Annotated in this window: 31 protein-coding genes; 19 read left to right on the forward strand and 12 right to left on the reverse strand. The window is 76.6% G+C overall.

The genetic code is table 11. The features are described from left to right. Positions 1–217: 217 nt before the first annotated feature. Positions 218–352 carry a hypothetical protein gene (locus ABQ292_RS12355; protein ID WP_369206701.1) on the forward strand — a complete coding sequence of 45 codons (135 nt, stop codon included), beginning with the start codon at positions 218–220 and terminating at the stop codon, positions 350–352. 90 nt (positions 353–442) lie between these two features. Here ABQ292_RS12355 and ABQ292_RS12360 read toward each other — a convergent pair whose 3' ends face one another. Beyond that, on the reverse strand, positions 443–544 hold the full coding sequence (locus ABQ292_RS12360) for a hypothetical protein (protein WP_369206703.1): 102 nt from the start codon (positions 542–544) through the stop codon (positions 443–445). 17 nt (positions 545–561) lie between these two features. Beyond that, complete coding sequence (locus ABQ292_RS12365; protein ID WP_369206761.1) at positions 562–816, reverse strand: ANTAR domain-containing protein; 255 nt, start codon at positions 814–816, stop codon at positions 562–564. 136 nt (positions 817–952) lie between these two features. Here ABQ292_RS12365 and ABQ292_RS12370 point away from each other — a divergent pair, with 136 nt between their 5' ends. The 4 genes from ABQ292_RS12370 (at position 953) to ABQ292_RS12385 (ending at position 4089) form a co-directional block, all read left to right on the forward strand. After that, positions 953–1426 (forward strand): TspO/MBR family protein, encoded by a 474-nt coding sequence (locus ABQ292_RS12370; RefSeq protein ID WP_369206705.1) that lies wholly within the window; start codon positions 953–955, stop codon positions 1424–1426. A gap of 37 nt (positions 1427–1463) precedes the next feature. After that, positions 1464–2360: an ATP-grasp domain-containing protein gene (locus ABQ292_RS12375; RefSeq protein WP_369206707.1), complete on the forward strand. Its 897-nt coding sequence runs from the start codon at positions 1464–1466 to the stop codon at positions 2358–2360. 84 nt (positions 2361–2444) lie between these two features. Further along, entirely contained in the window at positions 2445–3542 is a 1098-nt protein-coding gene (locus tag ABQ292_RS12380) for a hypothetical protein (RefSeq protein ID WP_369206709.1), read from the forward strand. Between the two features lie 43 nt (positions 3543–3585). Beyond that, positions 3586–4089 carry a DUF2505 domain-containing protein gene (locus tag ABQ292_RS12385; RefSeq protein WP_369206711.1) on the forward strand — a complete coding sequence of 168 codons (504 nt, stop codon included), beginning with the start codon at positions 3586–3588 and terminating at the stop codon, positions 4087–4089. Between the two features lies 1 nt (position 4090). Here the strand turns inward: ABQ292_RS12385 and ABQ292_RS12390 are convergent, their stop codons facing one another. Both ABQ292_RS12390 and ABQ292_RS12395 read right to left on the reverse strand, forming a co-directional pair. Then, positions 4091–4297, reverse strand: coding sequence for a hypothetical protein (locus ABQ292_RS12390; RefSeq protein ID WP_369206713.1), 207 nt, complete (start codon positions 4295–4297; stop codon positions 4091–4093). Positions 4298–4408: 111 nt separating this feature from the next. Next, positions 4409–7558, reverse strand: a complete 3150-nt coding sequence (locus ABQ292_RS12395; RefSeq protein WP_369206715.1) for an acetyl-CoA carboxylase family protein — start codon at positions 7556–7558, stop codon at positions 4409–4411. A 64-nt stretch (positions 7559–7622) separates the two neighbouring features. Here ABQ292_RS12395 and ABQ292_RS12400 point away from each other — a divergent pair, with 64 nt between their 5' ends. After that, positions 7623–7760, forward strand: coding sequence for a hypothetical protein (locus tag ABQ292_RS12400; protein WP_369206717.1), 138 nt, complete (start codon positions 7623–7625; stop codon positions 7758–7760). 49 nt (positions 7761–7809) lie between these two features. Next, positions 7810–9156: a serine/threonine-protein kinase gene (locus ABQ292_RS12405; RefSeq protein WP_369206719.1), complete on the forward strand. Its 1347-nt coding sequence runs from the start codon at positions 7810–7812 to the stop codon at positions 9154–9156. A gap of 4 nt (positions 9157–9160) precedes the next feature. Here ABQ292_RS12405 and ABQ292_RS12410 read toward each other — a convergent pair whose 3' ends face one another. Then, positions 9161–10192 carry an NAD-binding protein gene (locus tag ABQ292_RS12410; RefSeq protein WP_369206721.1) on the reverse strand — a complete coding sequence of 344 codons (1032 nt, stop codon included), beginning with the start codon at positions 10190–10192 and terminating at the stop codon, positions 9161–9163. 96 nt (positions 10193–10288) lie between these two features. On the opposite strand from ABQ292_RS12410, the gene ABQ292_RS12415 reads away from it, so the two are divergent. Beyond that, entirely contained in the window at positions 10289–10795 is a 507-nt protein-coding gene (locus ABQ292_RS12415; protein ID WP_369206723.1) for a mycothiol transferase, read from the forward strand. On the opposite strand, the gene ABQ292_RS12420 is transcribed toward ABQ292_RS12415, so the two are convergent. Then, positions 10768–11904, reverse strand: a complete 1137-nt coding sequence (locus ABQ292_RS12420) for a glycerate kinase (protein WP_369206725.1) — start codon at positions 11902–11904, stop codon at positions 10768–10770. The two genes, ABQ292_RS12415 and ABQ292_RS12420, sit on opposite strands and share 28 nt — an antisense overlap. 38 nt (positions 11905–11942) lie before the next feature. Here ABQ292_RS12420 and ABQ292_RS12425 point away from each other — a divergent pair, with 38 nt between their 5' ends. Next, positions 11943–13124: an acyl-CoA dehydrogenase family protein gene (locus ABQ292_RS12425; RefSeq protein WP_369206727.1), complete on the forward strand. Its 1182-nt coding sequence runs from the start codon at positions 11943–11945 to the stop codon at positions 13122–13124. A gap of 22 nt (positions 13125–13146) precedes the next feature. On the opposite strand, the gene ABQ292_RS12430 is transcribed toward ABQ292_RS12425, so the two are convergent. After that, positions 13147–13413, reverse strand: a complete 267-nt coding sequence (locus ABQ292_RS12430) for a hypothetical protein (RefSeq protein ID WP_369206729.1) — start codon at positions 13411–13413, stop codon at positions 13147–13149. A gap of 129 nt (positions 13414–13542) precedes the next feature. Here ABQ292_RS12430 and ABQ292_RS12435 point away from each other — a divergent pair, with 129 nt between their 5' ends. The 6 genes from ABQ292_RS12435 (at position 13543) to ABQ292_RS12460 (ending at position 17520) form a co-directional block, all read left to right on the forward strand. Next, complete coding sequence (locus tag ABQ292_RS12435) at positions 13543–14121, forward strand: hemerythrin domain-containing protein (protein ID WP_369206731.1); 579 nt, start codon at positions 13543–13545, stop codon at positions 14119–14121. A gap of 209 nt (positions 14122–14330) precedes the next feature. Continuing rightward, on the forward strand, positions 14331–14636 hold the full coding sequence (locus ABQ292_RS12440; RefSeq protein ID WP_369206733.1) for a hypothetical protein: 306 nt from the start codon (positions 14331–14333) through the stop codon (positions 14634–14636). Between the two features lie 205 nt (positions 14637–14841). Beyond that, complete coding sequence (locus ABQ292_RS12445) at positions 14842–15918, forward strand: sigma-70 family RNA polymerase sigma factor (protein ID WP_369206735.1); 1077 nt, start codon at positions 14842–14844, stop codon at positions 15916–15918. After that, positions 15915–16829 carry an STAS domain-containing protein gene (locus ABQ292_RS12450; RefSeq protein WP_369206737.1) on the forward strand — a complete coding sequence of 305 codons (915 nt, stop codon included), beginning with the start codon at positions 15915–15917 and terminating at the stop codon, positions 16827–16829. The genes ABQ292_RS12445 and ABQ292_RS12450 overlap by 4 nt, the downstream gene beginning before the upstream one ends. Next, complete coding sequence (locus tag ABQ292_RS12455) at positions 16826–17230, forward strand: STAS domain-containing protein (RefSeq protein WP_369206739.1); 405 nt, start codon at positions 16826–16828, stop codon at positions 17228–17230. The genes ABQ292_RS12450 and ABQ292_RS12455 overlap by 4 nt, the downstream gene beginning before the upstream one ends. Next, positions 17227–17520, forward strand: coding sequence for a phosphatase RsbU N-terminal domain-containing protein (locus ABQ292_RS12460; RefSeq protein WP_369206741.1), 294 nt, complete (start codon positions 17227–17229; stop codon positions 17518–17520). The genes ABQ292_RS12455 and ABQ292_RS12460 overlap by 4 nt, the downstream gene beginning before the upstream one ends. Before the next feature lie 96 nt (positions 17521–17616). Here ABQ292_RS12460 and ABQ292_RS12465 read toward each other — a convergent pair whose 3' ends face one another. Next, a complete protein-coding gene (locus ABQ292_RS12465; protein ID WP_369206743.1) occupies positions 17617–17916 on the reverse strand; it encodes a hypothetical protein in 300 nt (99 codons plus the stop codon). Positions 17917–18179: 263 nt separating this feature from the next. On the opposite strand from ABQ292_RS12465, the gene ABQ292_RS12470 reads away from it, so the two are divergent. Beyond that, a complete protein-coding gene (locus tag ABQ292_RS12470; RefSeq protein ID WP_369206745.1) occupies positions 18180–18977 on the forward strand; it encodes an esterase/lipase family protein in 798 nt (265 codons plus the stop codon). Here ABQ292_RS12470 and ABQ292_RS12475 read toward each other — a convergent pair. Beyond that, on the reverse strand, positions 18953–20545 hold the full coding sequence (locus ABQ292_RS12475; protein WP_369206747.1) for an FAD-dependent oxidoreductase: 1593 nt from the start codon (positions 20543–20545) through the stop codon (positions 18953–18955). The two genes, ABQ292_RS12470 and ABQ292_RS12475, sit on opposite strands and share 25 nt — an antisense overlap. A 59-nt stretch (positions 20546–20604) precedes the next feature. Here ABQ292_RS12475 and ABQ292_RS12480 point away from each other — a divergent pair, with 59 nt between their 5' ends. After that, entirely contained in the window at positions 20605–21210 is a 606-nt protein-coding gene (locus tag ABQ292_RS12480) for a helix-turn-helix domain-containing protein (protein WP_369206749.1), read from the forward strand. On the opposite strand, the gene ABQ292_RS12485 is transcribed toward ABQ292_RS12480, so the two are convergent. From ABQ292_RS12485 to ABQ292_RS12495, 3 genes are read right to left on the reverse strand one after another with little or no spacing between them, the layout of a single operon-like run. Continuing rightward, positions 21207–22187, reverse strand: a complete 981-nt coding sequence (locus ABQ292_RS12485) for a zinc-binding dehydrogenase (protein WP_369206751.1) — start codon at positions 22185–22187, stop codon at positions 21207–21209. The genes ABQ292_RS12480 and ABQ292_RS12485 overlap by 4 nt on opposite strands. A 49-nt stretch (positions 22188–22236) precedes the next feature. After that, positions 22237–23061 (reverse strand): citryl-CoA lyase, encoded by an 825-nt coding sequence (locus tag ABQ292_RS12490; RefSeq protein ID WP_369206753.1) that lies wholly within the window; start codon positions 23059–23061, stop codon positions 22237–22239. Next, positions 23058–24248 carry a CaiB/BaiF CoA transferase family protein gene (locus tag ABQ292_RS12495; protein WP_369206755.1) on the reverse strand — a complete coding sequence of 397 codons (1191 nt, stop codon included), beginning with the start codon at positions 24246–24248 and terminating at the stop codon, positions 23058–23060. The genes ABQ292_RS12490 and ABQ292_RS12495 overlap by 4 nt, the downstream gene beginning before the upstream one ends. A 476-nt stretch (positions 24249–24724) precedes the next feature. Here ABQ292_RS12495 and ABQ292_RS12500 point away from each other — a divergent pair, with 476 nt between their 5' ends. Continuing rightward, positions 24725–25546 carry an IclR family transcriptional regulator domain-containing protein gene (locus ABQ292_RS12500; RefSeq protein WP_369206757.1) on the forward strand — a complete coding sequence of 274 codons (822 nt, stop codon included), beginning with the start codon at positions 24725–24727 and terminating at the stop codon, positions 25544–25546. Between the two features lie 30 nt (positions 25547–25576). Then, a complete protein-coding gene (locus ABQ292_RS12505; RefSeq protein WP_369206759.1) occupies positions 25577–26146 on the forward strand; it encodes a hypothetical protein in 570 nt (189 codons plus the stop codon). Positions 26147–26364: the final 218 nt, after the last annotated feature.

Below are 26364 nucleotides of genomic sequence, written 5' to 3' on the forward strand. Positions count from 1 at the left end.
GTGCGCGGTGCACCCCACGAGCTGCACGGGAAGACCTCCTGCGGGTGTTCGGGGTCCCGTCCGCCGTCCCCGTCCGGTCCGGTCGCGCTCTGGACCAGCAGCCTGGTCCTCGTGGGCCCGGCTGTCCATTGGCCGGGGCGGTGCCGGATCGACATGGACGCTCGGGCGTCCCCGGGGTGCGGCGCCCCTCGACCGCACCGCGTGCTCGCTGCGGTGCGTGGGCGGCTCCGGACACGACGACGGAGTCGACCGCGCGCCCCGGCCCGGGACGAGGCCGCGCAAGGCCCTGCCCGAGGACCGGGTGCGCACCGTGACCACCATCGCCGCCGACACCGTCCGGGCGCTGCCCTGACCTGCTCTCGGGTGTCGCGGGTCCCGTCGGCCTCGGCGGCCACCGCCACGTCTCGTCCCCTCACCCGGCGCACCACCAGCCGCTCGGCCGTCAGGTGGGCTGCACCAGCCGTTCCTCGTGAGCCAGCACGGCCGCCTGGGTGCGGTCCCGGACCGCCAGCTGGGCGAGGATCCGGCCGACGTGCGTCTTCACCGTGAGCTCCGACAGCGTCAGCCGGGCCGCGATCGCGGCGTTGCTGCGGCCGCCGGCCGCGCGGCTCCGGGGTCACTGCTGCCGGCGGGCCGCCAGCCGGGCACCGTCCCGGTCTCGGCGAGCTCCCGGGCGACGTCGACGACCCTGCGGTGGGTCGACTGCGAGACCTCGACGAGCAGGAGGAAGGAGTCGTCGGCGGTCAGCCGGACGCGCTCCACGAGGGTGCCCTTGTCCTGGCCGACGAGGTCCCGGCTGCTGACGGCCGTGCGCAGGTTCTCCTCCGCGCGTCACCGACCGCCCGGCCCGACGCGGTTCGCCCTCCTGGTCCACCACGCCGGGGCCGATGCCCGCCGGGAGGACGCGGCACGCCGAGTTGTCCGGCTCGACGGCGCCGCGCACGCTCGCGGGGTGAGGCGTCCCTCCCCGACCACGCTGGCCACCTCGACCGCGGTCGTGGCGACCGCGGTCGTGGGCACGGCGGGCACCGACGTCACCTCGCGCTGGTACCGGGAGCTCGACAAGCCACCGTGGCAGCCGCCCGGGCCGGTGTTCGGGATCGCGTGGTCCGGGCTGTACGTGCTGCTGGCCACGGCGGGCGCCCGGGCGCTGGGCTCCGCGGGCCCGCGCGAGCGACGGTCCTACGGCCGCGCCTACGCCGCCAACCTGGTGCTGAACGCCGGCTGGACGTGGGCGTTCTTCCGGCTGCGGCGGCCCCCGCTCGCCACGGCCGAGGCGCTCGTGCTCGCGGCGTCCACCGCCGACCTCGCCCGGCGCAGCGGGCGGCTCGACCCCGCCGCCGGCCGGCTGCTGGTCCCCTACGCCGCCTGGACCGCCTTCGCCGCCGCGCTCAGCGCGGAGATCGCCCGGCGCGCCCGCGGCTGACCTGCACCCCGCGGCCGGCCGTGGTCGGATCGGTGCCGTGCAGTGGGTCGAGTGGGCACGCAACACCCCGGGCGTCTCGACGGCGTACTGGGCGGCCTACCGCCTCCCGTTCCGGCTGCGGTACCTCCGGCGCCGGCTCGCCGACGGCGGTCGCGCACCCGCCGTCGCCTTCGCGCCCGAGCGGCCGCACCCGCTCAGCGTCGCGGCCAAGGTCTGCTCGCTCGCCGGCGCCCGCGTGGTCGGCCCCGACCAGCCCCACGACCTCGCCGTCCACTTCTCCCTGGCCACGCACCGCCCCCTGCCGGCCGAGCTGGCCGCTGACCCCGGCCGGGTCCTCAACGCCGACTGCACCGACATCTCCAAGACGGCGGTGGAGGCCGCGCACCAGGAGGCCTTCGGCTACGGCCTGGCGGTGGACCCGACGACGTCGGCCGGCGTCTGCGTCGAGAAGTCCGACGCCAACGCCGAGCACGACGGGCGAGAGCTGCGGACGCCGGTCCCGCCTGCCCGGGTGCGGCCCGGGCGGGTCTACCAGCAGGTGGTCGCCAACGTCACCGCCGACGGCACCGAGGTCGAGGACCTCCGCGTGGTCGTCGTGGGCACGCGGGTCCCGCTCGTGTACCGCAAGCACCGGCCGGTGTCCGACCGGTTCAGCAACGACAACAGCCGCGCCGAGGTCGTGCCCGCCTCGTCGGTGCTCAGCGACGACGAGACCGCGCGGCTGCTGCACCTGTGCCGGCTGCTCGGGGCCGACACCGCCGAGCTCGACGTGCTGCGCGACCGCGGCGACGGCCGCGCCTACGTCGTCGACCTCAACCCGACGCCCAACGGTCCGCCGAACCACCTCCCGTCGGCCGAGGCCCGGCGCGCGCTCGACGTCGTGACCCGAGCCTTCACCGAGGAGTTCCTCGCGCCGGCGCACTCCTTCGGCTGACCGTGGCCGTCCCCTCTGGCCCGCTCCCGGCAGGCAGGTGACGATGGGCCGGTCGTCGTCCGAGAGCTCCGGGGGGAAGAGCGCGTGGACAGGACTGCCCGCCGCGGACGCTCCGCGCGTCTCATCCCGGTGCTCGGCGCGGGCGCGTGCGCCCTCGGCGTGACGGCGGCGCTGGTGGCGACGTCGGTCCCGCCCGCGGCCCGCGCCGACGGGGCGGGCACCTCGCCCGCGGGGAGCCCGACGTCGACGGCCGAGGTCGTCGAGGCGCCGCCACCGGCCGGCCCGCTGGAGGTCCCGAGCATCGGCGTGCTCGCCCCCGGCTTCGACGAGGGCTGGGCGCCCGCCCCGCCGCCTCCCCCGCCGCCGGCGCGCCCGTCACCCCACCCGTCGACCGCCGCCGAGGGCACCGCGGCGCCGGTCCCGGCACCCGAGTCGCCCAGCGGGCCGGCGTCGCCGGAACCCACCGTCGACGCACCCCCGGTGGAGACGCCGCCGGTGGAGACGCCGCCGGTGGAGACGCCGCCGGTCGAGCCCTCGCCGGCCGAGCCCTCGCCCGCCGAGCCCTCTCCGGTGGAGCCGTCACCGGCCGGACCGTCCGTCGCCGAGCCCTCACCCGCGGAGCCGTCACCGGCCGAACCGTCCCCGGCCGAGCAGACGGCGCTCGAGGCACCGCCGGAGGCGGCCCCGGACATCGAGGTGCCGCCGGTCCCGGAGCCGACGCCCGCGGAGCCCACGCCCGCGGAGCGCACGCCCGCAGAGCCGTCCCCCCAGCCGACGCCGGGACCCGCTCCGACAGCCACGGTCGAGCCGGCACCCACCGAGGCGGCACCGGTCGAGCCGACGACGCCCGCGGAGCCCGCGACGCCCACCGAGCCGACGTGCCCGCCGGCGACGGCTCCCGACCCCGCCGCCACGCCCACGGCCACACCGACCGACCCCGCCGTGCCGACCGACCCCGCCGTGCCGACCGACCCCGCCGTGCCGACCGACCCCGCCGTGCCGACCGACCCCGCCGTGCCGACCGACCCCGCCGTGCCGACCGACCCCGCCGTGCCGACGGAGGCTCCCGCGACGGAGGCTCCCGCCACGGGGGCCACGGACGTCCCCGCGGGAACGCCCGACCCGTGCGCGCCCGCGGAGCCGGCGCCGCCGGCGGAGCCCTTTCCCGCACCTGCTCCCTGAGCCCTCGGCGGGCAGCCGGGCCGGGCTCGACCGAGGATGGGGCGTGCCCATCGACGTCACACAGACCTACGCCGCCGACCCCGACCGCGTGCTCGCCGTCCTCACCGACGAGGCCTTCCTCCGTGAGTGGGCGCAGGCCCTGGAGGCGCGGGTCGAGGAGGTCTCCAGCCGCCGGGACGGCGCGGGAACGACGACGACGGTGCGGCTGGACGCCCCCACCACCGGGATCCCGCCCGTGTTCGCCCGCTTCGTCGGCCGCTCGGTGCCGGTGCTCGACGTCCGCACCTGGACCCCCGACGGCGACGGCGGCCACCGCGGCACCCTCGACGTCCGCTCCGAGATCATGGGCCGCACGGCGCTGGTCACCGGCGAGCGGCGGCTGCTGGCCGTCGGCGGCGGCACCCGCGCCACGGTCGCCGGCGACGCCCGCGTCGACGCGCCGCTCGTCGGCCGGCAGGCCGAGGCCGCCGTGCGCGAGCTGGTCACCCAGGTGGTGCTGCGCCACGAGCACGAGGTGCTGCTGCGCCGCCTGGGCGAGAGCGGGTGACTCAGGGGGCGCTCGAGCCCCAGCGGGCGACGTGGGACGGGCCGTCGTCGCCGTCCTCGACGAGCACGTACTCGGCGGCGCCCGGCGGGTCGCCGGCGCGGTGCTGCTCGACGCTGCGGACGGCCTCGTCCTCGGCGGTGGTCGCGTCGGCGGCGTCCCACTCCTGGAGCACGGAGCCGTCCCCGGTGGTCAGGCGGTATCGAGGCACGACCGGACCGTAGCGTGGCCCGCTCACGGAGGCCCGCCGCCGGCCCCGTCCCCGGCCCCCTGCAGGGTCCCGCCGCGAGCTTGCGAGTGGTGGGGAGCAGGGGGTCCTTTCTCAGGCCAGTCCGGCCAGCGCCCTCACCAGCACGTCCCGGGTGTCCGCCGGGTCGACGACGTCGTCGACCTCGAACGCCGACGCCACGTTGAGCGCCTTTCCCTGCGCGTAGGACTCGGCCACCAGCTCGGCGAAGCGGGCCTGGCGGGCGGCCTCGTCGGGCAGCGCCTCCAGCTCCCGCCGGTGCCCCAGCCGGATCGCGCCCTCCAGGCTCATCGGCCCGAACTCCCCGGTCGGCCAGGCCAGCGTGAGCAGCGGCGCCCGCAGGTCCCCGCCCAGCATCGCCATCGCGCCCAGCCCGTAGGCCTTGCGCAGCACCACGGCCAGCAGCGGCACGTCGAGCTGCGCCCCGGCCACGTACAGCGCGCCGAAGCGGCGCACGGTGCCGGTGCGCTCGGACTCCGGCCCGACCATGAACCCCGGGGTGTCGACCAGCGAGACCACCGGCAGCCCGGCCGACGAGCACAGCCGCAGGAACGCTGCGGCCTTGTCGGCCGACTCCCCGTCGATGGCCCCGCCGAGGTGCCGCGGGTCGTTGGCCACGATGCCCACGGGCCGGCCGTCGAGGCGGGCCAGCGCGGTGACGACGCCGCGGCCGAAGACCGGCCGCAGCTCCAGCACGCTGCCGGTGTCGGCCAGCGTGGTCACCACCGGACGCACGTCGTAGCTGCGCACCCGGTCGGTCGGCAGCGCCGCGCGCAGCAGCCGCTGGTCGGCGCAGTCCCCCGGCTCCGCCCGGCCGGCCAGCAGCCCGAGCGCCTGCCGGGCCGCCGCGACGGCGGCCGCGTCGTCGGGCACCACCACGTCGACGACGCCGTTGGCGGCCTGCACGGCGGTCGGCCCGACGTCGCCCGGCGCCACCACCCCGAGCCCGCCGGCCTCGATCATCGCCGGGCCGCCCATGCCGATGCTGCTGCCCTCGGTGGCGACGACGACGTCGCAGCAGCCGACCAGCGCGGCGTTCCCGGCGAAGCAGTACCCGGAGACGACGGCCACCGTGGGCACCCGCCCGGCCAGCCGCGCCATGGTGGTGAACGTCGGGACGTCGAGGCGGGAGAAGCCGCCGCCGTCGGTGTCGCCGGGGCGTCCGCCGCCGCCCTCGGCGACCAGCACGACCGGCAGCCGGCGCTGCGCGGCGACCTCGAGCAGCCGGTCGGTCTTGCGGTGGTTGGTGCGGCCCTGCGTGCCGGCCAGCACCGTGTAGTCATACGCGAGGACGGCGCAGGCCACGCCGTCGACCTCGCCGATGCCGGTGACCATGCCGTCGGCCGGCGTCCGCTCGACCAGCTCCTCGACCGACCGGCGGGCGCGCTGCGCCGCGACCCCCAGCTGGCCGTACTCGACGAAGGTGCCCTCGTCGACCAGCGCGGCGACCACCTCCCGGGCGGTCATCCGCCCGGCCGCGCGCCGGCGGGCCACGACCTCCGGCCGGGCGTCGTCGAGCGTCGCGGCCCGCCGCTCCCGCAGCTCGGCCAGCTCGGGGCGGAGGGCGTCGAGGTCGGCGTCGTCCGGTCCGTCCGCACCCGCCGTCGCGTCGTCGGACGGCACGACGGCGCCGAGCACGGTCCCGGCGGTCACGACGTCGCCCACCCGCACCGCCAGCCCGGTCAGCACGCCGCCGGCCGGTGCGGCCACGACGTGCTCCATCTTCATCGCCTCGAGCACCACCAGCGTCGCGCCGGGGGCCACGGCGTCCCTCTGCGCGGCGGCGACCTCGACCACCGCGCCCGACAGCGGCGCGGTCACCGGCAGCACGCCGTCGACGGCGGCCGGCGCCGTTGCCGGCCGGTCGGGCACGAGCTCGGTCAGGCGGGCGTCGACGAGGTCGGTCGTCGCCCGCCCGGCGGCGACCTCGGGCAGCGCGAGCAGCGTGGTGAGCAGGTCGCGGTTGGTGGCGACCCCGGCGACGTCGAGCTCCGCCAGCGCCCGGGCGGCGCCGGCCAGCGCGCGCGGCAGGTCGCGGTCGGAGACGACGACCTTGGCCAGCAGCGAGTCGTAGCGCGGGCTGACCTCGCCCCCGGGCACCGCGGCGGTGTCCACCCGCACGCCGCGGCCGGTGGGCGGCACGAACCGCTCGAGCACCCCGGCCGCCGGCTGCACGGTGCCGTCGGGCAGCAGCGTCTCGGCGTTCACCCGCGCCTGGACGGCGCTGCCGCGCGAGGGCGGCCGCGCGGTCAGGCCGAGGCCGGCCAGCGTCGCCCGCTCGGCCAGCCGGAGCCCGACCTCCACCAGGTCGAGGCCGGTGACCTCCTCGGTGACCGTGTGCTCGACCTGCAGCCGCGGGTTGACCTCGAGCAGGACGACCTCGTCGCCCCGCACGAGGAACTCCACGGTGGCCAGCCCGCGGTACCCGGCCGAGCCGCACAGCGCGGTGGCGGCGTCGGCCAGCCGGGCGCGGACGACGTCGTCGAGCCCCGGCGCGGGCGCGACCTCGACCAGCTTCTGCCGGCGCCGCTGCAGCGAGCAGTCACGGTCGCCCAGGGCGACGACGTCCGCGCCGTCGCCGGCCACCTGGACCTCGACGTGCCGGGCGCCGGTCAGCAGCCGCTCGACGTAGACCGCCCCGTTGCCGAAGGCCGCCCGCGCCTCCGACCGGCACCGCTCCAGCGCCCCGGCCAGCTCCGCGGGGTCCTGCACCGGGCGCACGCCCCGGCCGCCGCCGCCGGCCCGCGCCTTGACCATGACCGCCGCGCCCTCGCCGAGGCCGGCGAGGAAGCGGGTGGCCTCCGCGAGGTCCGTGTCCCCCGAGGTGGCCGCGAGCACCGGGATGCCGAGCTCGACGGCCCGCGCGCGGGTGCGGGTCTTGTCGCCGAACAGCGCGAGCGCGCCGGCGTCCGGGCCGACGAAGGTCAGACCGGCGTCGGCGCACGCGCGGGCGAGCTCCGGGCTCTCGGCGAGGAACCCCCAGCCGGGGTGCAGCCCGTCGGCGCCGGCCCGGACGGCGGCGCCGACCACCGCGGCGACGTCGAGGTAGGCGGCCGGGCCGGTGCCGGGGAGCCGGGCCGAGGCGTCGGCCCGGCGCACGTGCAGCGCGCCGGCGTCGTCCTCGGGGGCGACCGCGACGGTGGACAGGCCCAGCGCGGCGGCGGTCCGCAGCACGCGGACGCCGACGTCGCCGCGGTTGGCGACCAGCAGCCGGGTGATCGTCATCGGCCGCGGAGTCTAGGTCGGCACCGGGCAGCGGGCCGGGCGGATCGGGGGCAGGCTCGCGGTCATGACGACGCCCGACCGCGAGACGCAGGCCCCCGACACCCCGCAGCCGCGCGACATCGCCCTGGAGATGGAGGACGAGCGCACCGCGGCCGACCTCGAGGCGCAGAGCGACCCCGAGGCGCCCACCAACCCGGCGTAGGACGACTCGGACGGGCGCGTCCGGACGGCCGCGGGCGTACCGTGCGCCCATGTCCGCCGAAACCGGCACCGGGCGGTTGGTCGCCGGGCGCTACGCCGTCACCGGGGTCCTCGGCCGTGGTGGCATGGGCGTCGTCTGGCGGGCGACGGACCAGGTGCTGAGCCGCCCGGTCGCGCTCAAGGAGGTCACGTTCCCCGCGCACCTCAGCGACGAGGAACGCGACGCCCTGCGCCGCCGGACGTTCCGCGAGGCCCGGACCGCAGCCCGCCTGGTGCACCCGAACGTCACCACCCTCTACGACGTCGTCGAGGAGGACGGCCGGCCCTGGCTGGTCATGGAGCACGTCGACTCGCGCAGCCTCCAGGAGGTGGTGCAGCGGCACGGGCCCCTGCCCTGGACCACGGTCGCCCGCATCGGGCTCGACGTGCTCGCCGCGTTGGAGGCCGCGCACGCGGTCGGCATCGTGCACCGCGACGTGAAGCCGGCCAACGTGCTGGTCGGCCGTGACTGCGCCGCCCACCTGACCGACTTCGGCATCGCGGTCGCCACCGGCGACCCGTCGATCACCACGGCGGGAGCGGTCATCGGCTCGCCGCCGTTCATGTCCCCGGAGCGCGCCCGCGGTGAGGACGCCGGCCCCGCCACCGACCTCTGGTCACTGGGCGCCACGCTGTACACGGCCGTCGAGGGCCGGCTCGCCTTCGAGCGCGCCGAGCCGATGGCCACCCTGTTCGCCGTGGTCTCCGACGACCCCGCGCCGGCCGAGCGCGCCGGGCCGCTGGAGCCGGTGCTCCGCGGGCTGCTCACCAAGGACCCCGCCGCGCGGATGGACGTGCCCGCGGCCCGCCGGGAGCTCCGGCGCGCCCTCTCCGGCACCGAGCCCGGCACCACGTGGACGCCGCCGGACACCGACGAGTCCGACGACTCCCCCGCCGCCGGGGACAGCGCCGCGCTGGGCGGGCGGGTGGAGCGGTTCGACGCCGACGACCTGCGGGCGCTGGCATCGGTGCTCGGCACGGTCGCCCGGGACGCGCGCGAGCAGGCCCGCTACCTGGCCGACAAGCGCCGGGAGCGCAAGGAACGCAAGGAGCGCCGGCAGGCCGAGGCCGCGGCACCGTCCCGGCAGGCACCACCGCCGCAGGCACCGCCCGTCCAGCAGGCCCCGCCGGTCCAGACACCGCGCCGGCAGGCTCCTTCCCGGCGCGCCCTGCACCGGCAGGCCCCGGCCCCGCCGCCCGTGGCCACGTCGCCGCCCCGTTCCGCGGGCCCGGCCCGGCCCCGGTGGCGGTTCAAGCGCCGCTGGGTCGTCGTCCCGGTGGTGCTGGCCGTGCTGGCCGTGCTGGCCGCCGTCGCCGGCGCGGTCGCCCTGCTGGCCTCGGCGTTCGGCGCGCTCTGACCGATCAGCGCCGGCCGGTCAGCAGCGCGGGGTCCAGCCGCTCGCCGGCGACGTAGTACAGCGTCGCGCCCTCCGGGACGGGCGTGTCCCACCGCGGGCTGACCTGCAGGCCGTCGTCGGTGCGCACCGCCAGCACCGTGGCGCCGTGGTCGCGGCCGAAGGCGGTCTGGCACTCGCCGAAGGTGGCGTACGGCAGGCCGCGCGGCACCCGCACCGAGTAGGTGTTGCCGTGCCCGCCGGCGGTCATCAGCTCGTTGTAGACCTGGGTCAGGCCCGGGTCGGCCGCCTCCTCCGACAGCAGGAACGGCATGTGCCACTGCACCACCTGCACGTCGGCGTTGACGTAGCGCAGGCTGTCGCGCCGGCCCAGGTCGCGGACGGCGGCGACCATGTGCACCCGCGGGTTGGCGTGGTCGACGGCGACCGCGATGGCCAGCGTCTCGTTGTCGTCGCGGCCGTCGACGACCGCCGTCCGCGCGCGGTCGACACCGGCCCGCCGCATCACGTCGGCGTGGGTCAGGTCGCCGCGGACGAAGGACACCGCCGACAGCTCGGGCATGGGGTTGACCGCCACGTCGTCCCACGCGCACAGCGCCACCTCGGTGCCCGGCTCGACGGTCAGCTCCGCGACGATCCGCTCGGTGCGCCCCGGCGTGTAGCCCAGGACGACGACGTGGTCCCGGAGGTCCAGGGCCACCACTCCTCTCAGCCGCTTGCCCCGCGCGGTCTGCAGCGCGGTGGCCAGCTCGGTGAACAGCAGGGTCAGGGTGACGATGCCGCCGACGATCACGTAGGTGCCGACGACGTGGCCGCCGAACGACACCGGGAAGAAGTCGCCGTAGCCGACCGTGGCGGCGGTGACGACGAAGTACCACCAGTAGGTGGCGGGCGCGACGACCTCGCTGCCGGCCGGCTCGACCAGGGCCATGGCGCCCCAGCTGGTGAGGAACACCAGCACGGCGACGGCCAGGGGCAGCCGCCAGCCGGGCAGCCGCAGTCGGGCCAGGCGCAGCAGCCGCTGCAGGGTGAACGGCAACGCGGGGACTCCTCGACGGCCGGGCGGACACCGCAACCTACCGTCGCGTGCCGCCGGGAGGCGTCCCCCGCGAGCGGGACGGGTAGCGCCGTGGGCATGCGCAGCCGCGACCTCCTCACGTACGCCTACTCGCAGGTCGGCGAGACCCTGCGCGCCGCCGTCGAGGGCCTGTCCCCCGAGCAGCTGGACCAGCGGCCCGCACCCGACGCCAACCCGGCCGGCTGGCTGGCCTGGCACGCCCTGCGGGTGCAGGACGACCACCTCGCCGAGGTCGCCGGCAGCGAGCAGGTGTGGACGGCCCAGGGCTTCGCCGGCCGGTTCGCCCTCCCCGTCGACGACGCCGCGACCGGCTACGGGATGAGCGCCGACGAGGTGGCCGCCGTCCGGGTGCCCTCGGCCGACCTGCTGCTCGAGTACGCCGACGCGGTGCTCTCCCGCAGCCAGGAGTTCCTCGGCGGTCTGTCCGACGACGACCTCGACCGCGTCGTCGACCAGCGGTGGGACCCGCCGGTGACCCTCGGTGTCCGGCTGGTCAGCGTGCTCTCCGACGACCTGCAGCACGCCGGCCAGGCGGCCTACGTGCGGGGGCTGCTGGGCGCCTGAGGCAGGTGACCCGGCAGCACCCGTGCGGCCAGGTCGGCGAGCACCGGCGCGGGCTCGGCGAGGCAGCGGGCGACGTCGGGCTCGACGTCGACCAGGGCACCGGCGCCGGCGAACCCGGCCTCCCGCAGCTCGGCCTCGGACAGCTGCACCCTCCCGGCCAGCCCGACGCACGGCACCCCGGCCGCGCGGGCCCGCGCCAGGACGACCGCGGGCGCCTTGCCGCGCAGGGTCTGGGAGTCCAGGCTCCCCTCCCCCGTCACCGCGAGGTCGGCGCCGGCCAGCGCGTCGTCCAGCCCGACGAGGTCGGCCACCAGCTCCGCGCCCGAGGTGACCGAGGACGTGAGCACCGCGGCGATGCCCGCCGTGGTGCCACCGGCGGCGCCCATGGCCGGCGGCCCCTCCAGCTCCACCCCGAGGTCGCGCCGGACGACGGCGGCGAAGCGCGCCAGCGCGGCGTCGAGCTCGGCCACCTGCTCGGGGCCGGCGCCCTTCTGCGGGCCGTAGACGGCGGCGGCGCCGGTCGGGCCGGTCAGCGGGTTGTCGACGTCGGTGGCCACCTCGACCCGGACGCCGTCCAGGCGCGGGTCGCGGGTCCCGGCGTCGATGCGGTCGAGCAGCGCCAGCCCGGCGCCGCCGGGCGGGACGTCGTGGCCGTCGGCGTCGAGCAGCCGGACGCCGAGGGCCTGCAGCAGGCCGGCGCCGCCGTCGGTGGTGGCGCTGCCGCCGAGGCCGATGACGATGCGCGTGGCGCCGGCGTCGAGCGCGGCCAGCAGCAGCTCGCCCACGCCGCGGGTGGTGGCGGTGGTCGGGGCGAGCTCGTCGAGCAGCCCGAGCCCGGCGGCCGCGGCCATCTCCACCACCGCCGTCATCCCGTCGACGGCGAACTCCGCCTCGACCGGGCGGCCGTCGGGGCCGGTGACCGTGACCGTCCGCGGCGTGTAGCCGGCGCGGAGGGCGGCGGCCACCGTGCCCTCGCCGCCGTCGGCCATCGGGCGCAGCAGCACCTCGGCGTCCGGACGCTCGCGCAGCAGCCCGCGGGCGACCGCCTCGGCGGCGTCCGCGGCGGCCAGGGAGCCCTTGAAGGAGTCGGGGGCGATCACGATCCGCACGCCCGGCAGCATGCCCTACCCACGCGTAGCGTCGGGACGTGACCGAGCCGTCGACCACTGACTTCTACGCCCTCGAGGAGCTGCTCACCCCCGAGGAGATCGACGTCCGCGACCGCGTGCGCACCTGGTGCGACACGGAGGTGCTGCCCCGGATCAACGACTACTGGGAGCGCGCGGAGTTCCCGTTCGAGCTGGTGCCGGGCTTCGCGAAGCTGGGCATCGCCGGCGGCACCGTGCAGGGCTACGGCTCGCCCGGCATGAGCGCCGTCGCCGCCGGGCTGGTCGCCGCGGAACTGGCGCGCGCCGACGGCAGCGTCGGCACCTTCAACGGCGTGCACAGCTTCCTGGCCATGCAGTCGATCGCGCTGCTGGGCTCGGAGGAGCAGCGCGAGCGCTGGCTGCCGGAGATGGCGCGGATGGAGAAGATCGGCGCCTTCGGCCTGACCGAGCCCGGGCACGGCTCGGACGCCGTCGCCCTGGAGACCCGCGCCCGCCGCGACGGCGACTCCTACGTCCTCGACGGCGCGAAGAAGTGGATCGGCAACGGGTCGATCGCCGACCACGTGATCGTGTGGGCGCGCGGCGAGGACGGCGCGGTCGGCGGCTACGTCGTCGAGAAGGGGACCCCCGGTTTCACCGCGACGGTGATGACCGGCAAGACGGCGCTGCGGGCGGTGTGGCAGGCCGAGCTGACGCTGGAGGGCGTGCGGGTGCCGGCGGAGAACCGCCTGGAGAACTGCCACGGCTTCAAGGACGTCTCGACGATCCTCGACCGCACCCGCTACACCGTGGCCTGGCGGGCCCTCGGCCTGGCGACCGGCTCCTACGAGCTGGCCCTGCAGCACACGCTGCGGCGGGAGCAGTTCGGCCAGCCCATCGCCGGCTACCAGCTGGTGCAGGAGAAGCTCGCGACGATGCTCGCCGACATCACCGGCATGCAGCTGATGTGCTGGCGGCTGTCCAGCCTCGCCGATGCCGGCCGGATGACCCCCGCGATGGCCTCGCTGGCCAAGCGGCACTGCGCGGCGACCGCCCGGCGGATCGTGGCCGACGCCCGCGACCTGCTCGGCGGCGACGGCATCCTGCTCGAGCACCACGTCGCGCGGCACCACGCCGACATCGAGGCCATCTACACCTTCGAGGGCACCGACCACGTGCAGGCGCTGATCGTCGGCCGGGAGATCACCGGCCTGTCGGCGATCTCCGGACGGCGCCGCTGACCTCCCGGCCGGGTCGCGCCGCTCAGCCGGCGCGGCGGAGCGGCGCGCGCAGCGCCAGTCCGGACAGGCGGTAGCACTCGGGGCAGCCGGTGCGGCCCGCACCCACCCGCTCCCACTGCTGGGAACCCCAGACCTGCACGATGGCGCCGCAGAGTGCCAGTTCCACCTCCCCGTCGAGCTCGGAGGGGGGACGGTGCGACTCGACGGCGTGCCAGGGGTGGCCGTCTTCCGCCGGCCGGCCCCGCGACCACCGGTCCGGCCGGGCGAAGCCGACCGCGTAGGACTCCACGACGCCAGTGTGCCCCGCGCCACAGCCGGGCAACCACCCCTGATCAGGGGAAACGGAACCGTGCGCGGCCGTGCCGCCGCGCTCCGGACTGGGTACGCCACCGGCCCCGACCACCACCAGGAGGCACCCGTGACCGAGACCGAACGCGACGTGGTGGAGCTGCTCAGCGCCGACCACCGCGAGTTCGAGCGCATCTTCACCGAGCTCGAGGGGCTCGTGGGTCAGCCCGGCGAGGACGTGCTGGCCCGCAAGCGCGCCCTCGTCGACGAGGTCAGCATCGGCCTGGTCAAGCACTCCGTCGCCGAGGAGACCCAGGTCTACCCGCGCGTGCAGAAGGAGGTGGACGCCGAGGAGGCCGAGCGGTCCAAGCACGAGCACGACCTGGCCGAGGAGACGATGAAGCGCCTGGAGCGCCTCGACCCGGCCGACGAGCAGTACGACGCGGAGATCCGGACGCTGATCCACGAGATCCGCACGCACGTCGAGCACGAGGAGAGCCGGATGTTCACCGAGCTCAAGGCGACGTTCGACCGGGCGCAGCTGGTGGAGATGGCGCACCAGGTCGAGCGGATCAAGGCGATCGCGCCGACCCGGCCGCACCCGCTGGTGCCCAACGAGGGCGGGATCCGGACGGCGCTCGGCCCGGTCGCGGCGCTGGTCGACCACCTCCGCGACGCCGTCAGCGGCAGGGGCAAGCAGGACACCTGAGTCCGGCGACGGCGGCCCCCCGGGGCCCCGCTCCGGTGTGTTCCTCGGCTCCCTGGGGTCCTGCAGCACCCCGAGAGGTTCCGGAACGCCCCGGGGGAGCCCGGGCTCCGGGGCCGCCGTCGTCCGGGACGCTCCGGCGCCGTCCGGCCCCGCCGCTGCTCTCCCGGCGTTACCGTCGGGAGGGCAACGCGGCGGGAGGAGCTCGGACGGTGGAACCAGTCAGCCTGGTGATCGGTGCGGCCCTGCTGGCCGTCGGCTTCGTGGCCGGCCGGATCGGCCGGCGCCGTCCCGCGGGACCACCGCCGAACCCGACCCCCCTGTGCGGCTGCGGGCACACGCTCAGCCAGCACGACACCGAGACCAACACCTGCTACGCCGAGCTGCGCCGCGACGCCTACGACAAACGCGGCCGCTGGGCGGGCCACACGTGGGTGCCGTGCACCTGCCGGCAGTACGTCGGCCCGCGCCCGATCGACGAGGTCTTCGTCCCCCGCGTCCTGCCGCCCGGCGACTGAAGGACCCCGCTGCCCCCACCCCCGGCGAGCTCGGGGCGGGGCCCTGCAGCAGGGCCGTGCGTGTCCGGTGCACGCCGGCCGCCGACGGCGTCCACGACCGGCTGCGGGAGACCGCCGCCGCCCACCTGGCGCAGCGCTGAACCCGGCGGCCGTCCCGCGCCCCGGCAGGGCGCCGGGACGGTCACCCGGCGGTAGCGTCCGCGGGATGGGGGTCGCGGAGTCCGCCGGACCGTCGCCCGACGTCGGCCACGACGACGTGGCCTCGCTCATCCCCATGGTCCGCCGCATCGTCGCCGCCCGGGTGGCCGACGAGAGCGCGGTCGAGGACCTGGTCCAGGAGACCCTCGTGCGGGTCCTCGCCGCCACCGGCCGCGTGGAACCCGGGATGCTCGAGCCCTACGCCATCGCGACGGCGCGCAACGTGGTCGTCACCTCGTGGCGCGACCAGGACCGGCAGCGCCGCAACCAGCACCGGGTGGTCGACCTGCAGCTGCCGGACGCGCCGGACGCGGAGCTGTTGGCCGCCGAGGAGCGGACGGCCGTCACCGAGGCGCTGGCCCGGCTCTCCGACCGCGACCGCGAGGCCCTGCTGGCACACGAGGTGTCGGGCCGGGACACCCGCTCGCTGGCCGCGGAGTCGGGCTCGACCGCGGGCGCCGTGGCCGCGCAGCTCAACCGCGCCCGGGCCCGGCTGCGCGTGGAGTACCTGCTCGCCCGCGACCACGCCGAACCGCCGACCGACCGGTGCCGACCGGTGCTGCTGGCCCTGTCCAGCGGGGACCGCCGGCGCCAGCGTGAGGTGGAGGCCGGGCGGCACCTGCTCGAGTGCGACCTCTGCGCCCGACTCAGCCAGCCCCTGCTCGACCGCGGCCAGCAGCGGGACGACGCCGTCCGGGTCCCCATCTCCGGCGACGCCGACATCGTCGCCGCCCGCCAGGCCGCCCGTGAGCTCGCCGGCCGCCTGGGCTTCTCCTCCACCGACCTGACGCTGATCGCCACGGCGGTGTCGGAGATGGCGCGCAACATCGTGCGCTTCGCCGGCACCGGCGAGGTGGTGGTGGAGCTGCTCGACCGGCCCCGCCGCGGCGTCCAGGTGGTCGCCCGCGACGCCGGTCCCGGGATCGCCGACGTCCGCCTCGCCATGAAGGACGGCTACAGCACGTACCACGGGCTGGGGATGGGACTGCCGGGAGCCCGGCGGCTGATGGACGAGTTCGCGGTCGTGTCCGAACCCGGCCGTGGCACGACGGTGACGATGACGAGATGGTGCGGTGACCGATGACCCAGGACCAGGGAGTGACCGTGGCCGGCGCGATCGACGAGACGGACCTCATGGCGGCGGCGACGGAGGACCAGCTGCTCCCTCAGCTGGTGGCCCACCTCCGCGAGCACCGCACCCGGTTGCGCCACGAGTGGGCCGACCGCATCCAGGGGGCCGGCCTGCTGCACGCGATGACCCCGCAGGAGATGGCTGCGGAGACGACCTCGGTCTACGACAACTACGTCGGGGTGCTCGAGACCGGCAGCGTCCAGGCGCTGCAGCGGTACGCGCGGGACCTGTCGGAGCGGATCATCCCGCGAGGCGTGGAGACGCACGAGGTGGTGGGCATCGTGCTGCTGCTCCGCGATGTGCTCGCCCGGTCGCTGTTCGAGAAGTACCAGCGCGACTTCGCCCTGCTCAACCGGGTGCTCGACGCCTACGAGCCGGCGGCCAACCGCATCGCCAACACGGTCGCCGTCAGCTTCGTCGAGGAGCGGGAGCGGGTCATCCGCCAGCAGCAGGACTCCATCCGGGAGCTGTCCACGCCGGTCCTGCAGGTCCGCGAGCGGCTGCTGATCCTGCCGATCATCGGCGTCCTCGACAGCGAGCGGGCGCGCCAGCTCACCCAGCAGCTGCTCAACGGCATCCGCACCCACCGGGCGCGCGTCGTCGTCATCGACATCACCGGCGTCCCCGAGGTCGACGAGTCCGTCGCCGACCACCTCGTGCGCACGGTCGACGCGTCCCGACTCATGGGCGCCAGCGTGATCATCACCGGACTGTCGCCGCTCATCGCCCAGACGCTGGTCACCATCGGCGTCGACCTCAGCAAGATGGACACCATCGGGGACCTGCAGGGCGGCCTGGAGGAGGCCGAGCGCCTGCTCGGTTACACGGCCGCCGCCCGGGAGGACGGGACGGGCAGCCCATGACGACGACCGGACCCAGGCTCGTCTCGATCCTGCGGCAGCAGCCGTACCTGATCGCCTCGATCCACACGGCGCTCGACGACACCCAGATGACCGCCTTCCAGCACGATCTCGTCGAGCGGATCGGGCGGGAACGGTCGCGTGGGGTGGTGATCGACGTCGCCGCGCTCGACGTGCTCGACTCCTTCGGCACCCGGACCCTGCGCACCATCGCGGAGGTGGCGCGGCTGCGCGGTGCGGTGACGGTGGTCGTCGGCATCCAGCCCGACGTCGCGTTCGCGATGGTGGCGCTCGGCATGGACACCGGACCGCTGCTGACCGCGCTCGACCTCGAGGAGGGGCTCGACGTCCTCGACCGGCTGATCGCCCCCGGCCGGTCGACGTCGCGCAGCCGGACGACGTGACGGCGACCGACCAGCTGACCCGCGACTACCGGGTCGCGTTCCTGGCCTACCTCCCGCGCCGCGCGGAGGCCGCGCTGCACCGCGGCTACGAGCTGGGGCGCGCCGCCGTCACCGGGGGGCTGAGCATCCTGGAGGTGGTCCGCGTCCACCACGAGGTGCTGGTCGAGGTGCTGCGCGAGACCCCGGTGGACGAGGTGCCCGACGTGGCCGGAGCGGCCTCGGAGTTCCTCATCGAGGTGCTCTCGACGTCCGACATGGCCCAGCGGGGCCTCCTCGCCCGACGGCGCTGAGCCGGGCGCACGCGCGTGCCGGCCCTCGGCCGGGACAGGGGGGATCCCGGCCGAGGGGTCAGGGGGCGCGGCCGGTGCCGGCCGCGCGCGGTCCGGTCAGTTCTGCTCGAAGGTCACCGGGCCCTGGTCGGTGGTGCAGACCGTGGACGCGTCGCCACTGCGGTCCACGGCGGTCCCCAGGACCGCGACCGGGCCGACCTTGAGCCCGCAGAGCTGAGCCGCCACCTGAGCGGCGACCCCGATGTTGACGTCCTCGAGGATCGTCACGTCGCCGACGGCGACGTTGACCAGGCCGTCCTGGTCCACCGGCTGGGCGCTGGCGGGGCCGGCGACGCCGGCGACGAGCGCGGCGCTCGCGGCGACGCAGAAGGCGGAACGCTTGAGGGTGCTGGTCATGAGGGGTCTCCTGCTCATCCGTTGCCCGGTGCGGCGACGTCGCCGCTGGGCTGCACGGATGAAGACCCCCTGAGCGCTCCGGCATGACGCGGGCCGTGGCCGGCCTCCGGTCCCCTGCGGAGACGTCCGACGCGCCCACCTGCGCCGATGCGCTCGCGCCCCCGGACGGCGGGGCGGGGGGCGCGCAGCACCCGCGTCATGCCCGCGGGTCGGAGGCGTCCGGGCGGGTATGGGCGCCGGGAACCCCTGGCAGGAGGCGTCCGATGTCCACCCGACCCGAACCCGCCGCGGCCCGGTCCGCCGCCCGCCGCCGAGCCGGCCTGCTCGCGGCGACCGAGCCGGTGCGGGCTGCGGCCAGCGCCGGTGCGCTCGCCCTCAGCTACCCCCTGCTGCGCGGCGCCCCGCGCGGCGAGCCGCACGCGGTGCTCGTGCTGCCGGGCCTGCTCGCCTCCGACACCTCGACGGTGACCCTGCGCCGCTGGGTGCGCGGGCTGGGGTACCCGGTGGTCGGGTGGGAGCTCGGCCGCAACCGCGGGCCCACGAAGGAGATCACCGAGGCGCTGCCGAAGCTGGTCGCGCGGCTGGCCGAGCAGCACGGCGGGCCGGTCAGCGTCATCGGTCAGAGCCTCGGCGGGATATACGCCCGCCGGCTGGCGCTCCGGGTGCCGCGGTTGGTCCGCCAGGTGGTCAGCCTCGGCTCCCCCTTCGGCCTGGCCGGGCGGCCCACCGACGGGACACCCGGCGCCCGCGCCTACGACCGCTACCGCCACCTGCACTCCGTCGCGGGCCGGTCGCGCGGCGGCCCGGGTGGCTCCCTGCCGGTGCCCAGCACCGCCGTCTACTCCCCGTGGGACGGCGTCGTCGACTGGCGGGCCTGCCGGCAGGAGCCCGGCCCGCGCGCCGAGAACGTCGGCGTGCACGCCAGCCACCTCGGCATGGGACACGACCCGGCGGTGCTCTGGCTGGTGGCCGACCGCCTGGCCCAGACCCGCGAGGGCTGGCGGCCGTTCACCCCGCCGGCCCGGCTCCGGCTGCTCTACACCCGGGACGACGAGGACTGACGGCGCCGGGCGCGCAGGACGGCGTCTGCCACGTGCACCGACCCGTGCTCGTGCCCGCGGGCCGTGCGGGGACGGGCCTCGGCCACCTCGACGGCCCAGTCGGCGGAGTCGAGGACGGCGGCCATCTGCTCGCCGGTGGCGTACCACTCGGGCAGCCCCGGCCGCTGCACGGCGCCGTGCAGGTCGCTGCCGTCGTGCGCCGTGACCAGCAGCGTGCCGCCCGGGGCGACCGCCGACGCCAGCCGGCGCAGCACGTCGTCGCGGCGGTCGGGCAGGAAGTGCAGGAACGACGCCGTCACGAGGTCCCAGCGCTCCTCGCCGGGCTCCCACGCGGTGACGTCGGCTCGCCGGGTCTCCAGCGCCACCCCGGCCTCCGCCGCCGCCGCGGCGGCCCGGTCGAGCGCGGTGCGGGAGACGTCGAGGGCCGTCACCTCCCAGCCCCGCCGGGCCAGCCAGACGGCGTCCCCGCCCTCCCCGGCACCCGCGTCCAGCGCCCGGCCCGGCGGGAGGTCGGCGGCCTCGGTGGCCAGCACGTCGTTGACCCGGCCACTCCAGACGGAGCGCTCGTGCGAGCGGTAGCGGTCCTCCCACCACGCCTGGCCGAACTCCGGATCGGACTGCGCGCGCATCACCTCGACGGCGAAGCGGGTGTCCTCGGCGACGAGGTCGGCGTTGAGCTGCGCCCCGGCCCACAGCCCTGCGGCCGCGGAGCTGACGACCTGCGCGGCGGGGTCGGCGACGTTCCCGGCGGCCCACACGCCGGGCACGGCGGTGGCGCCGCGGGCGTCCACCGGCACGTGCGAGCCGACGACCGCCTCGCCCATGCGGAACGGCACGGCGTCGAGGCCCAGCCCGGTCAGCACGGCGGAGCGGGCGGTGAACCGCGGGGCGACGACGACCGCCGCGCGCGGCACGACCTCACCGCTCGCCAGCCGGACGCCGGTCAGCCGACCGCCGTCGGTCTCCAGCCCGGCGACCTCGCCGGGCACGACCCGGACACCGCGGGCGGCCAGCGCGTCGGCGACCTCGCCCTCGGGTGCGTCGGCCGTGTGCTGGAACAGGACGACGTCGGTGCTCCACTGCCGCCACAGCTGCGCCTGGTGCAGCGACATCGGGCCGGTGGCGACGACGCCGATCGGCCGGTCGCGCACCTCCCAGCCGTGGCAGTACGGGCAGTGCAGGACGTCGGTGCCCCACAGCTCGCGCACGCCCGGGATCTCCGGCAGCTCGTCGCTGAGGCCGGTGGTGACCAGCAGCCGGCGCGCCCGCAGCACACGGCCCCCCGCCAGGTCCACGGTGAACGCGCCGACCGACCCGCCGACACCGGTCACCCGGTCGTCGACCAGCGCGACGCCGTAGCCGGCGACCTCGGCCCGCCCGTCGGCGAGCAGCTGTGCCGGCGGCGTGCCGTCGCGGCCCAGGTAGTTGTGCATCTCGTGCGCCGGCGCGTTGCGCGGGGTCCCGTCGTCGACGACCGCGACCGACCGCCGCGCCCGCCCCAGCGCCAGCGCCCCGGACAGGCCCGCCGCTCCGCCACCGATGACCACCACGTCGTACGTCTCGTCCATGCCGGCAACGGTGCACCCGACCGTGCCGTCTCGACAAACTCCATTGCCACTATGGCAAAATGGTCCACGTGTCCGACGACGTGCCCGACCTCGACGACGTGCTCACCGCCGTCGGCCCCCGGTTGCGCGAGCTGCGGCGCCGCCGCGGGGCGACGCTGACCCAGCTGTCGGAGGACACCGGCATCTCGGTGTCGACGCTCTCGCGGCTGGAGTCCGGGCAGCGCCGGCCCACGCTGGAGCTGCTGCTGCCGCTGGCCCGGGCGCACCAGGTGCCGCTCGACGAGCTGGTCGACGCGCCGGAGACCGGTGACCCGCGGGTGCGCCTCAAGCCGATCACCCGGCACGGCGCCACCTTCATCCCGCTCACCCGGCGCCCGGGCGGCCTGCAGGCCTACAAGCAGGTTCTCCCGCCGCACTGGGGCGGGGAGCCGGGCGAGCTGCGCAGCCACGAGGGCTACGAGTGGCTCTACGTGCTCTCCGGCCGGCTGCGGCTGCTGCTCGGCGACACCGACGTCGTCCTCACCGCCGGCGAGGTGGCCGAGTTCGACACCCACGTGCCGCACTGGATGGGCAACCCCGACGGCCGGCCGGCCGAGCTGCTGGCCCTCTACGGCCCGCAGGGCGAGCGGATGCACGTGCGCGCGGCCCCCGCCGGCCGCGGCTAGGTGTACTGATCGGGGACGACGACCAGGCGGACCCCGGCGTCCCCGGTGGCCTGCCGGGCCCACGCCCTGGAGACGTCGGCCAGCGGCACCGTCTCGTGCGCGACGGCGATCCGCCCGGTGGCGGCCGCGGCGAGGACCGCGTCGAGCGCGGTGCGGCGCTGCGCGGGCGTGAGCGCGTTGTTGGTGTAGCCGAGCACCTCGGCCGACCGGCCGCGCAGCACCGCCGAGGAGAACACCGCCTGGTCGCCGGAGGCGCCGCCGAGGTTCACCAGCCGCCCGCCGGGCGCGAGCACCCGGGACGCCGCCGTGGCCGCCGCCCCGAACACCGGGTCGACGACGACGTCGGCCCTGCCGCACGCCTCGGCCAGGGCGGCGGCGAGCGCATCGGTGTCGTCGGACGCGGGCACCACCGGGTCGGCACCGGCGGCCCGGGCGCGCTCCTGCGCCGCCGCCGACCGGCACACCGCGACCACCCGCGACGCGCCCAGGACCCGCGCCGCGCCGATCGCGGCCTGGCCCACGGCCCCGCCGCCGCCGAGGACGAGGACGCTCTCCCCCGGCCGCAGTCGGCCGCGCCAGCTCAGGGACATCCAGGCGGCGACACCGGAGAGCCCGATCGCCGCCACCGCCGCGTCCGGCACGTCCGCGGTCAGCGGCACGAGGTCGTCGTCGGCGACGGCGCACCACTGCGCCAGGCCGCCGTCGCCGGGCGCCATGCCGGCCGACGTCGCGAACCACACCCGGGTGCCGGCCGGCACCCGGCCGGACTCCTCCACGACGCCGACGCCCTGCACGCCGGGGACGTAGGGCACCGCCGGCGTCCCGAAGTAGGAGGTGCCGGAGGCGCACAGCAGGTCCAGCGGCACGATCGGCGCGGCGGTGACCCGGACCAGGCTGCGGCCGGGTCCGGCGATCGGGTCGGGGTGCTCGGCGGGCGCGGGCGGCGTGCCGGGCGCGCGGACGACGGCGGCGCGCACGGCTCAGGTGTGGAGCGGGTGGTGGGTGGACTCGATCGCCGCGGCCGGTTCAGCCATGCCGACCTCCCAGCGAGTCGGGCTCGTACGGGTCCGGGGCGACGGCGCGGTTGTTCAGGTCGACCGACAGGAAGACGTCGTCGGCGACAGGGTGCCGCAGCTCCTCGGCGAGCTGGCCGATCAGCCCGGCGGTGCGCGCCAGCAGCGCGAAGCCGCGCAACAGCTCCAGCGGCAGGCCGAGGTCGGCCAGCGCCGCGCCGCACACGCCGGCGCCGTTGAGCGGCAGCGTCCTCCCGAGCACCTGCGGGTGCACCCGGCCGATGGCCGCGAACAGCGCCAGGTGGGGGCCGTGCACCCCCTCCTCGGCGGCGATCTCGAACAGCCGGGGGGTGCGCGGGTCGCCGTCCTTGTGCACGTGGTGCCCGAGGCCCGGGACGTACCGGCCGGCGGCGCGCTGCGCGGTGACCGTCTCCAGCGCGAGGGCGTCCCAGCCGGCGTCGTCGGTGGGGAGCTCCCCGGCGGCGACGAGCACCTCGTGCAGGAAGCGGCCGCAGTCCTCGGTCACGCCGAGGAAGCGCGAGCCGCCGCCGAGCAGCCCGGCCGCCAGCGCGCCCTGCACCGAGTCCGGCGCCGACAGGTAGGTCAGCCGGGTGACGATCGCGGTCGGGGTGAAGCCGTGGTCGGCCAGCGCCGCGAGCACCGCCTCGAAGACGCGCGTCTCGCCCGGTGAGGGCCGCCGCTGGGTGGCCAGCCAGAACGCCAGCTCGCCGAAGCCGACCGAGCCCATGACGTCGCGGGCGAGGTCGGTGCCCAGCAGCGTGATCGCGTGCCGGCTGGAGGCGCCCAGGGCCGTCGGGTACTCCGGGCGCTCGCTCACCGCTCGCCCTCCGGGGCGGCCAGCCAGCGGCGGATCTCCGCGCCGTGCTCGTCGAGCGCGGGGGGCGGGAGCCGGTAGTCCGCGGCGGTGTCGGAGAAGCGGATCGGGTTGCGGACCGAGGGGACGGCGGCCGTCCCCTCCCCCGCCGTGACGACGGGGTCGAGGCCGACCTCCTCGGCGAAGGCCACCCCCTGGTCGATCGTGTTGATCGGCCCGCAGGGGACGCCGGCCCCGATGATCTCCCGGAACCACGCCGTCTTGGAGCGGGTGCGCAGCCGCTCGACCAGCAGTGGGCGCAGCTCTCCCCGGTTGGCGGTGCGGTCCTCGTTGCGCAGGAACCGCGGGTCCTCGGCCAGCTCCGGGACGCCGAGGACCTCGCACAGCTTGCGGAACTGGCCGTCGTTGCCGGCGGTGACGATCAGTTCGCCGTCGGCGCAGGGCAGCGGCTCGTAGGGGAACAGGCTCGGGTGGCTGTTGCCCATCCGGAAGGGGACGACGTCGCCGGCGACGTACGCCGAGGTCTGGTTGACCAGTCCGGACAGCGCGCTCGACAGGAGGTCCACCTCGACGTGCTGGCCCCGGCCGGTCCCGTGCCGCAGGTTCAGCGCGGACAGGACGCCGATCGTGGCGTGCAGCCCGGCCATGACGTCGAAGACCGCGACGCCGGCGCGGTAGGGGTCGCCGCCCGGGTCGCCGGTGAGGCTCATCAGCCCGGAGATGGCCTGGACGATGAGGTCGTAGCCGGGCAGCGACCGGCCGCCCGGGCCGCTGCCGAAGCCGCTGATCGAGGCGTAGACGATGCCGGGGTTGGTGGCCGAGACGGTGTCGTAGTCGAGGCCGAAGCGGGCCAGGCCACCGGGCTTGAAGTTCTCGACCAGCACGTCGGCGCGGCGGGCCAGCTCGCAGGCCGCGTCGAGGTCGACGGCGTCCTTCAGGTCCAGGGCGATCGACCGCTTGTTGCGGTTGACGCCGAGGTAGTAGGTCGAGACGCCGTCACGCACGGGCGGTGTCCAGGTGCGGGTGTCGTCCCCGCCGGGCCCTTCCACCTTGACCACCTCGGCGCCGAGGTCGGCCAGCAGCATGGTGGCGTAGGGGCCGGCGAGGATGCGCGAGAAGTCGGCCACCAGCAGGCCCGCGAGAGGTCCCTGTCCGGATGCTGGCGCGGTCCCGGCGGGTCCAGCCGTCATCGTCGCGCGTCCCCTCGTCGGTGGGCCACGGACGGCTGTCCGCTGTGCCGTCCGGAGTCTCGGCGTGGCCGTTCCAGCATGTCAAGACGACGGTGATCGACTGCAGCGACCGCGTGCGGCGCCCTGTCGCGGGCCGCAGGTCATGCACACGGGTCCGCCGTCCGCCGTCGGCGTCCGGGAAGCGGACACGCGTCCGTCGGTGTCGTCGACGTCCGAGGAGCCGACCACGCCCCGTCCCGACCCCGAGCCACCGCAGGCCGGACGGCCCGTCGTCCCGCACGGCGGCACGGTGCTGACGGCGGACGACGCGGGCACGGTCCTCCCCGTCGCCGACGTGCTAGTGGTCAGCGACCGGATCGTGGCCGCGGGGACGGGTCCTCGAGCGACACCTCGCCGGGGAGCGGTGGGCCCGGGACCCGGACGGCGCCGTCCGGGCTGGGATCCTCGACGGGGACGGGAGCCGAGGGGAGGCGGTCGTGGCCGGACGCGGTGAGGGACCGGACTTCGTCGAGGCGCTGGCGCGCGGGCTGGACGTGCTGACCTGCTTCGACGCCGACCACCCGGGCAGGACGCTGAGCGAGGTGGCCGCCGCCACGGGGCTGGCCCGGCCGACCGCCCGGCGGCTGCTGCTCACCCTCGAGGAGCTCGGCTTCGTCCGCTCGGCCGGCGGCGCCTTCTCCCTCACCCCGCGGGTGCTCTCCCTCGGGATGGCCTACGTCGGCGCGCTCGGCCTCTGGGACGTCGCCCGGCCGCACCTCGAGGCGCTCGTGGCCCGCACCGGGGAGTCCTCGTCGATGGCCCAGCTCGACGGCTCGGACATCGTCTACGTCGCCCGCGTCTCGGTGCCCAAGCTCATCGCGCTGCGGGTCGAGATCGGCACCCGCTTCCCGGCCGCGCAGACCTCGCAGGGCAAGGTGCTGCTCGCCGCGCTGCCGCCCGACGAGCTCGCCGCCACCCTCGCCCAGCCCAGCCGGTCGGGGCTGCCGCCCTACATCGGCCGCCCTCCCGAGCAGCTGCGCGAGGAGCTGACCGAGGTGCGGGCGCGCGGCTGGGCGCTGGCCGACGAGGAACTGGCGCCCGGCGTCCGCTCGGTCGCCGTCCCGGTGCGGGACGGGACCGGCGCCGTCCGGGCGGCCGCGAACGTGACCGTGCACGCCGCGGAGACCTCCCGCGAGCGGCTGCTCGAGGAACACCTCCCCCTCCTGCTGCGCGCCGCCGGGGAGATCAGCGCCGACTGGACGCGCTGGCAGGCGCGGCCGCACGTCGAGGTGGGCCGGGCCGGCACCGCCACCGGGTGAGCCGGCGGCCGGTCGGGTAGTCCCGGGCGCATGAGCGGGAAGTCGGCGGAGGACTACGCCCAGGACTACACGGACCCCGAGCTGCGCGAGCGGCTCAAGGAGGAGATCAAGGCCGGCGACAAGGGCGGCAGGCCCGGCCAGTGGAGCGCGCGGAAGAGCCAGCTGCTCGCCCACGAGTACGAGGCGCAGGGCGGCGGCTACCGGCACGAGGGCGAGCGCACCGAGTCGCAGCGGCACCTGCAGGAGTGGACCGGGCAGGACTGGCACACCGCCGAGGGCGGCGACCGGGCGCGCGGCAGCGACGGCACGAAGCGGTACCTGCCCGACGCGGCCTGGCAGCTGCTCAGCGACGAGGAGAAGCGGGCCACCGACTCGCGCAAGCGGCACGGCGAGGAGCAGCACGTGGCCAACACAGACGCCGCCAAGGAGGCCCGCAAGGCCGCCGAGCTGGTCGACGTCGACGCCACCGAGGCGCGCAGGCGGGTGTCGCGGATGCACGGCGACTCCCAGCTCGACCGCGCCGAGCAGGCGGAGCGGGAGCTCGGCAAGGGGCGCAAGACGGTGCTCGAGGCGATCGAACGGCAGCGCGCGCGGGACTGAGCCGCTCGCGGCCACGATCAGGTGACCTGATCGTGGCGCGTCCTCCCTGACCGTCCACGGTGCGGGAGGACGCTCCGCGGTGCGGGAGGACGTGGGGCGGCGAGCCCCACCGGACGGCACCGCGACACGCCGTGCAGTTCCTGCAACCTGCTTGCACAGCTCCTCGTCGAGCCCGTCGTCGACGACCGGGACCGGGACGCCGACGCCCTGAGGGTCTG

Source organism: Geodermatophilus maliterrae, assembly GCF_041018925.1.
GTDB lineage: Bacteria > Actinomycetota > Actinomycetes > Mycobacteriales > Geodermatophilaceae > Geodermatophilus > Geodermatophilus maliterrae.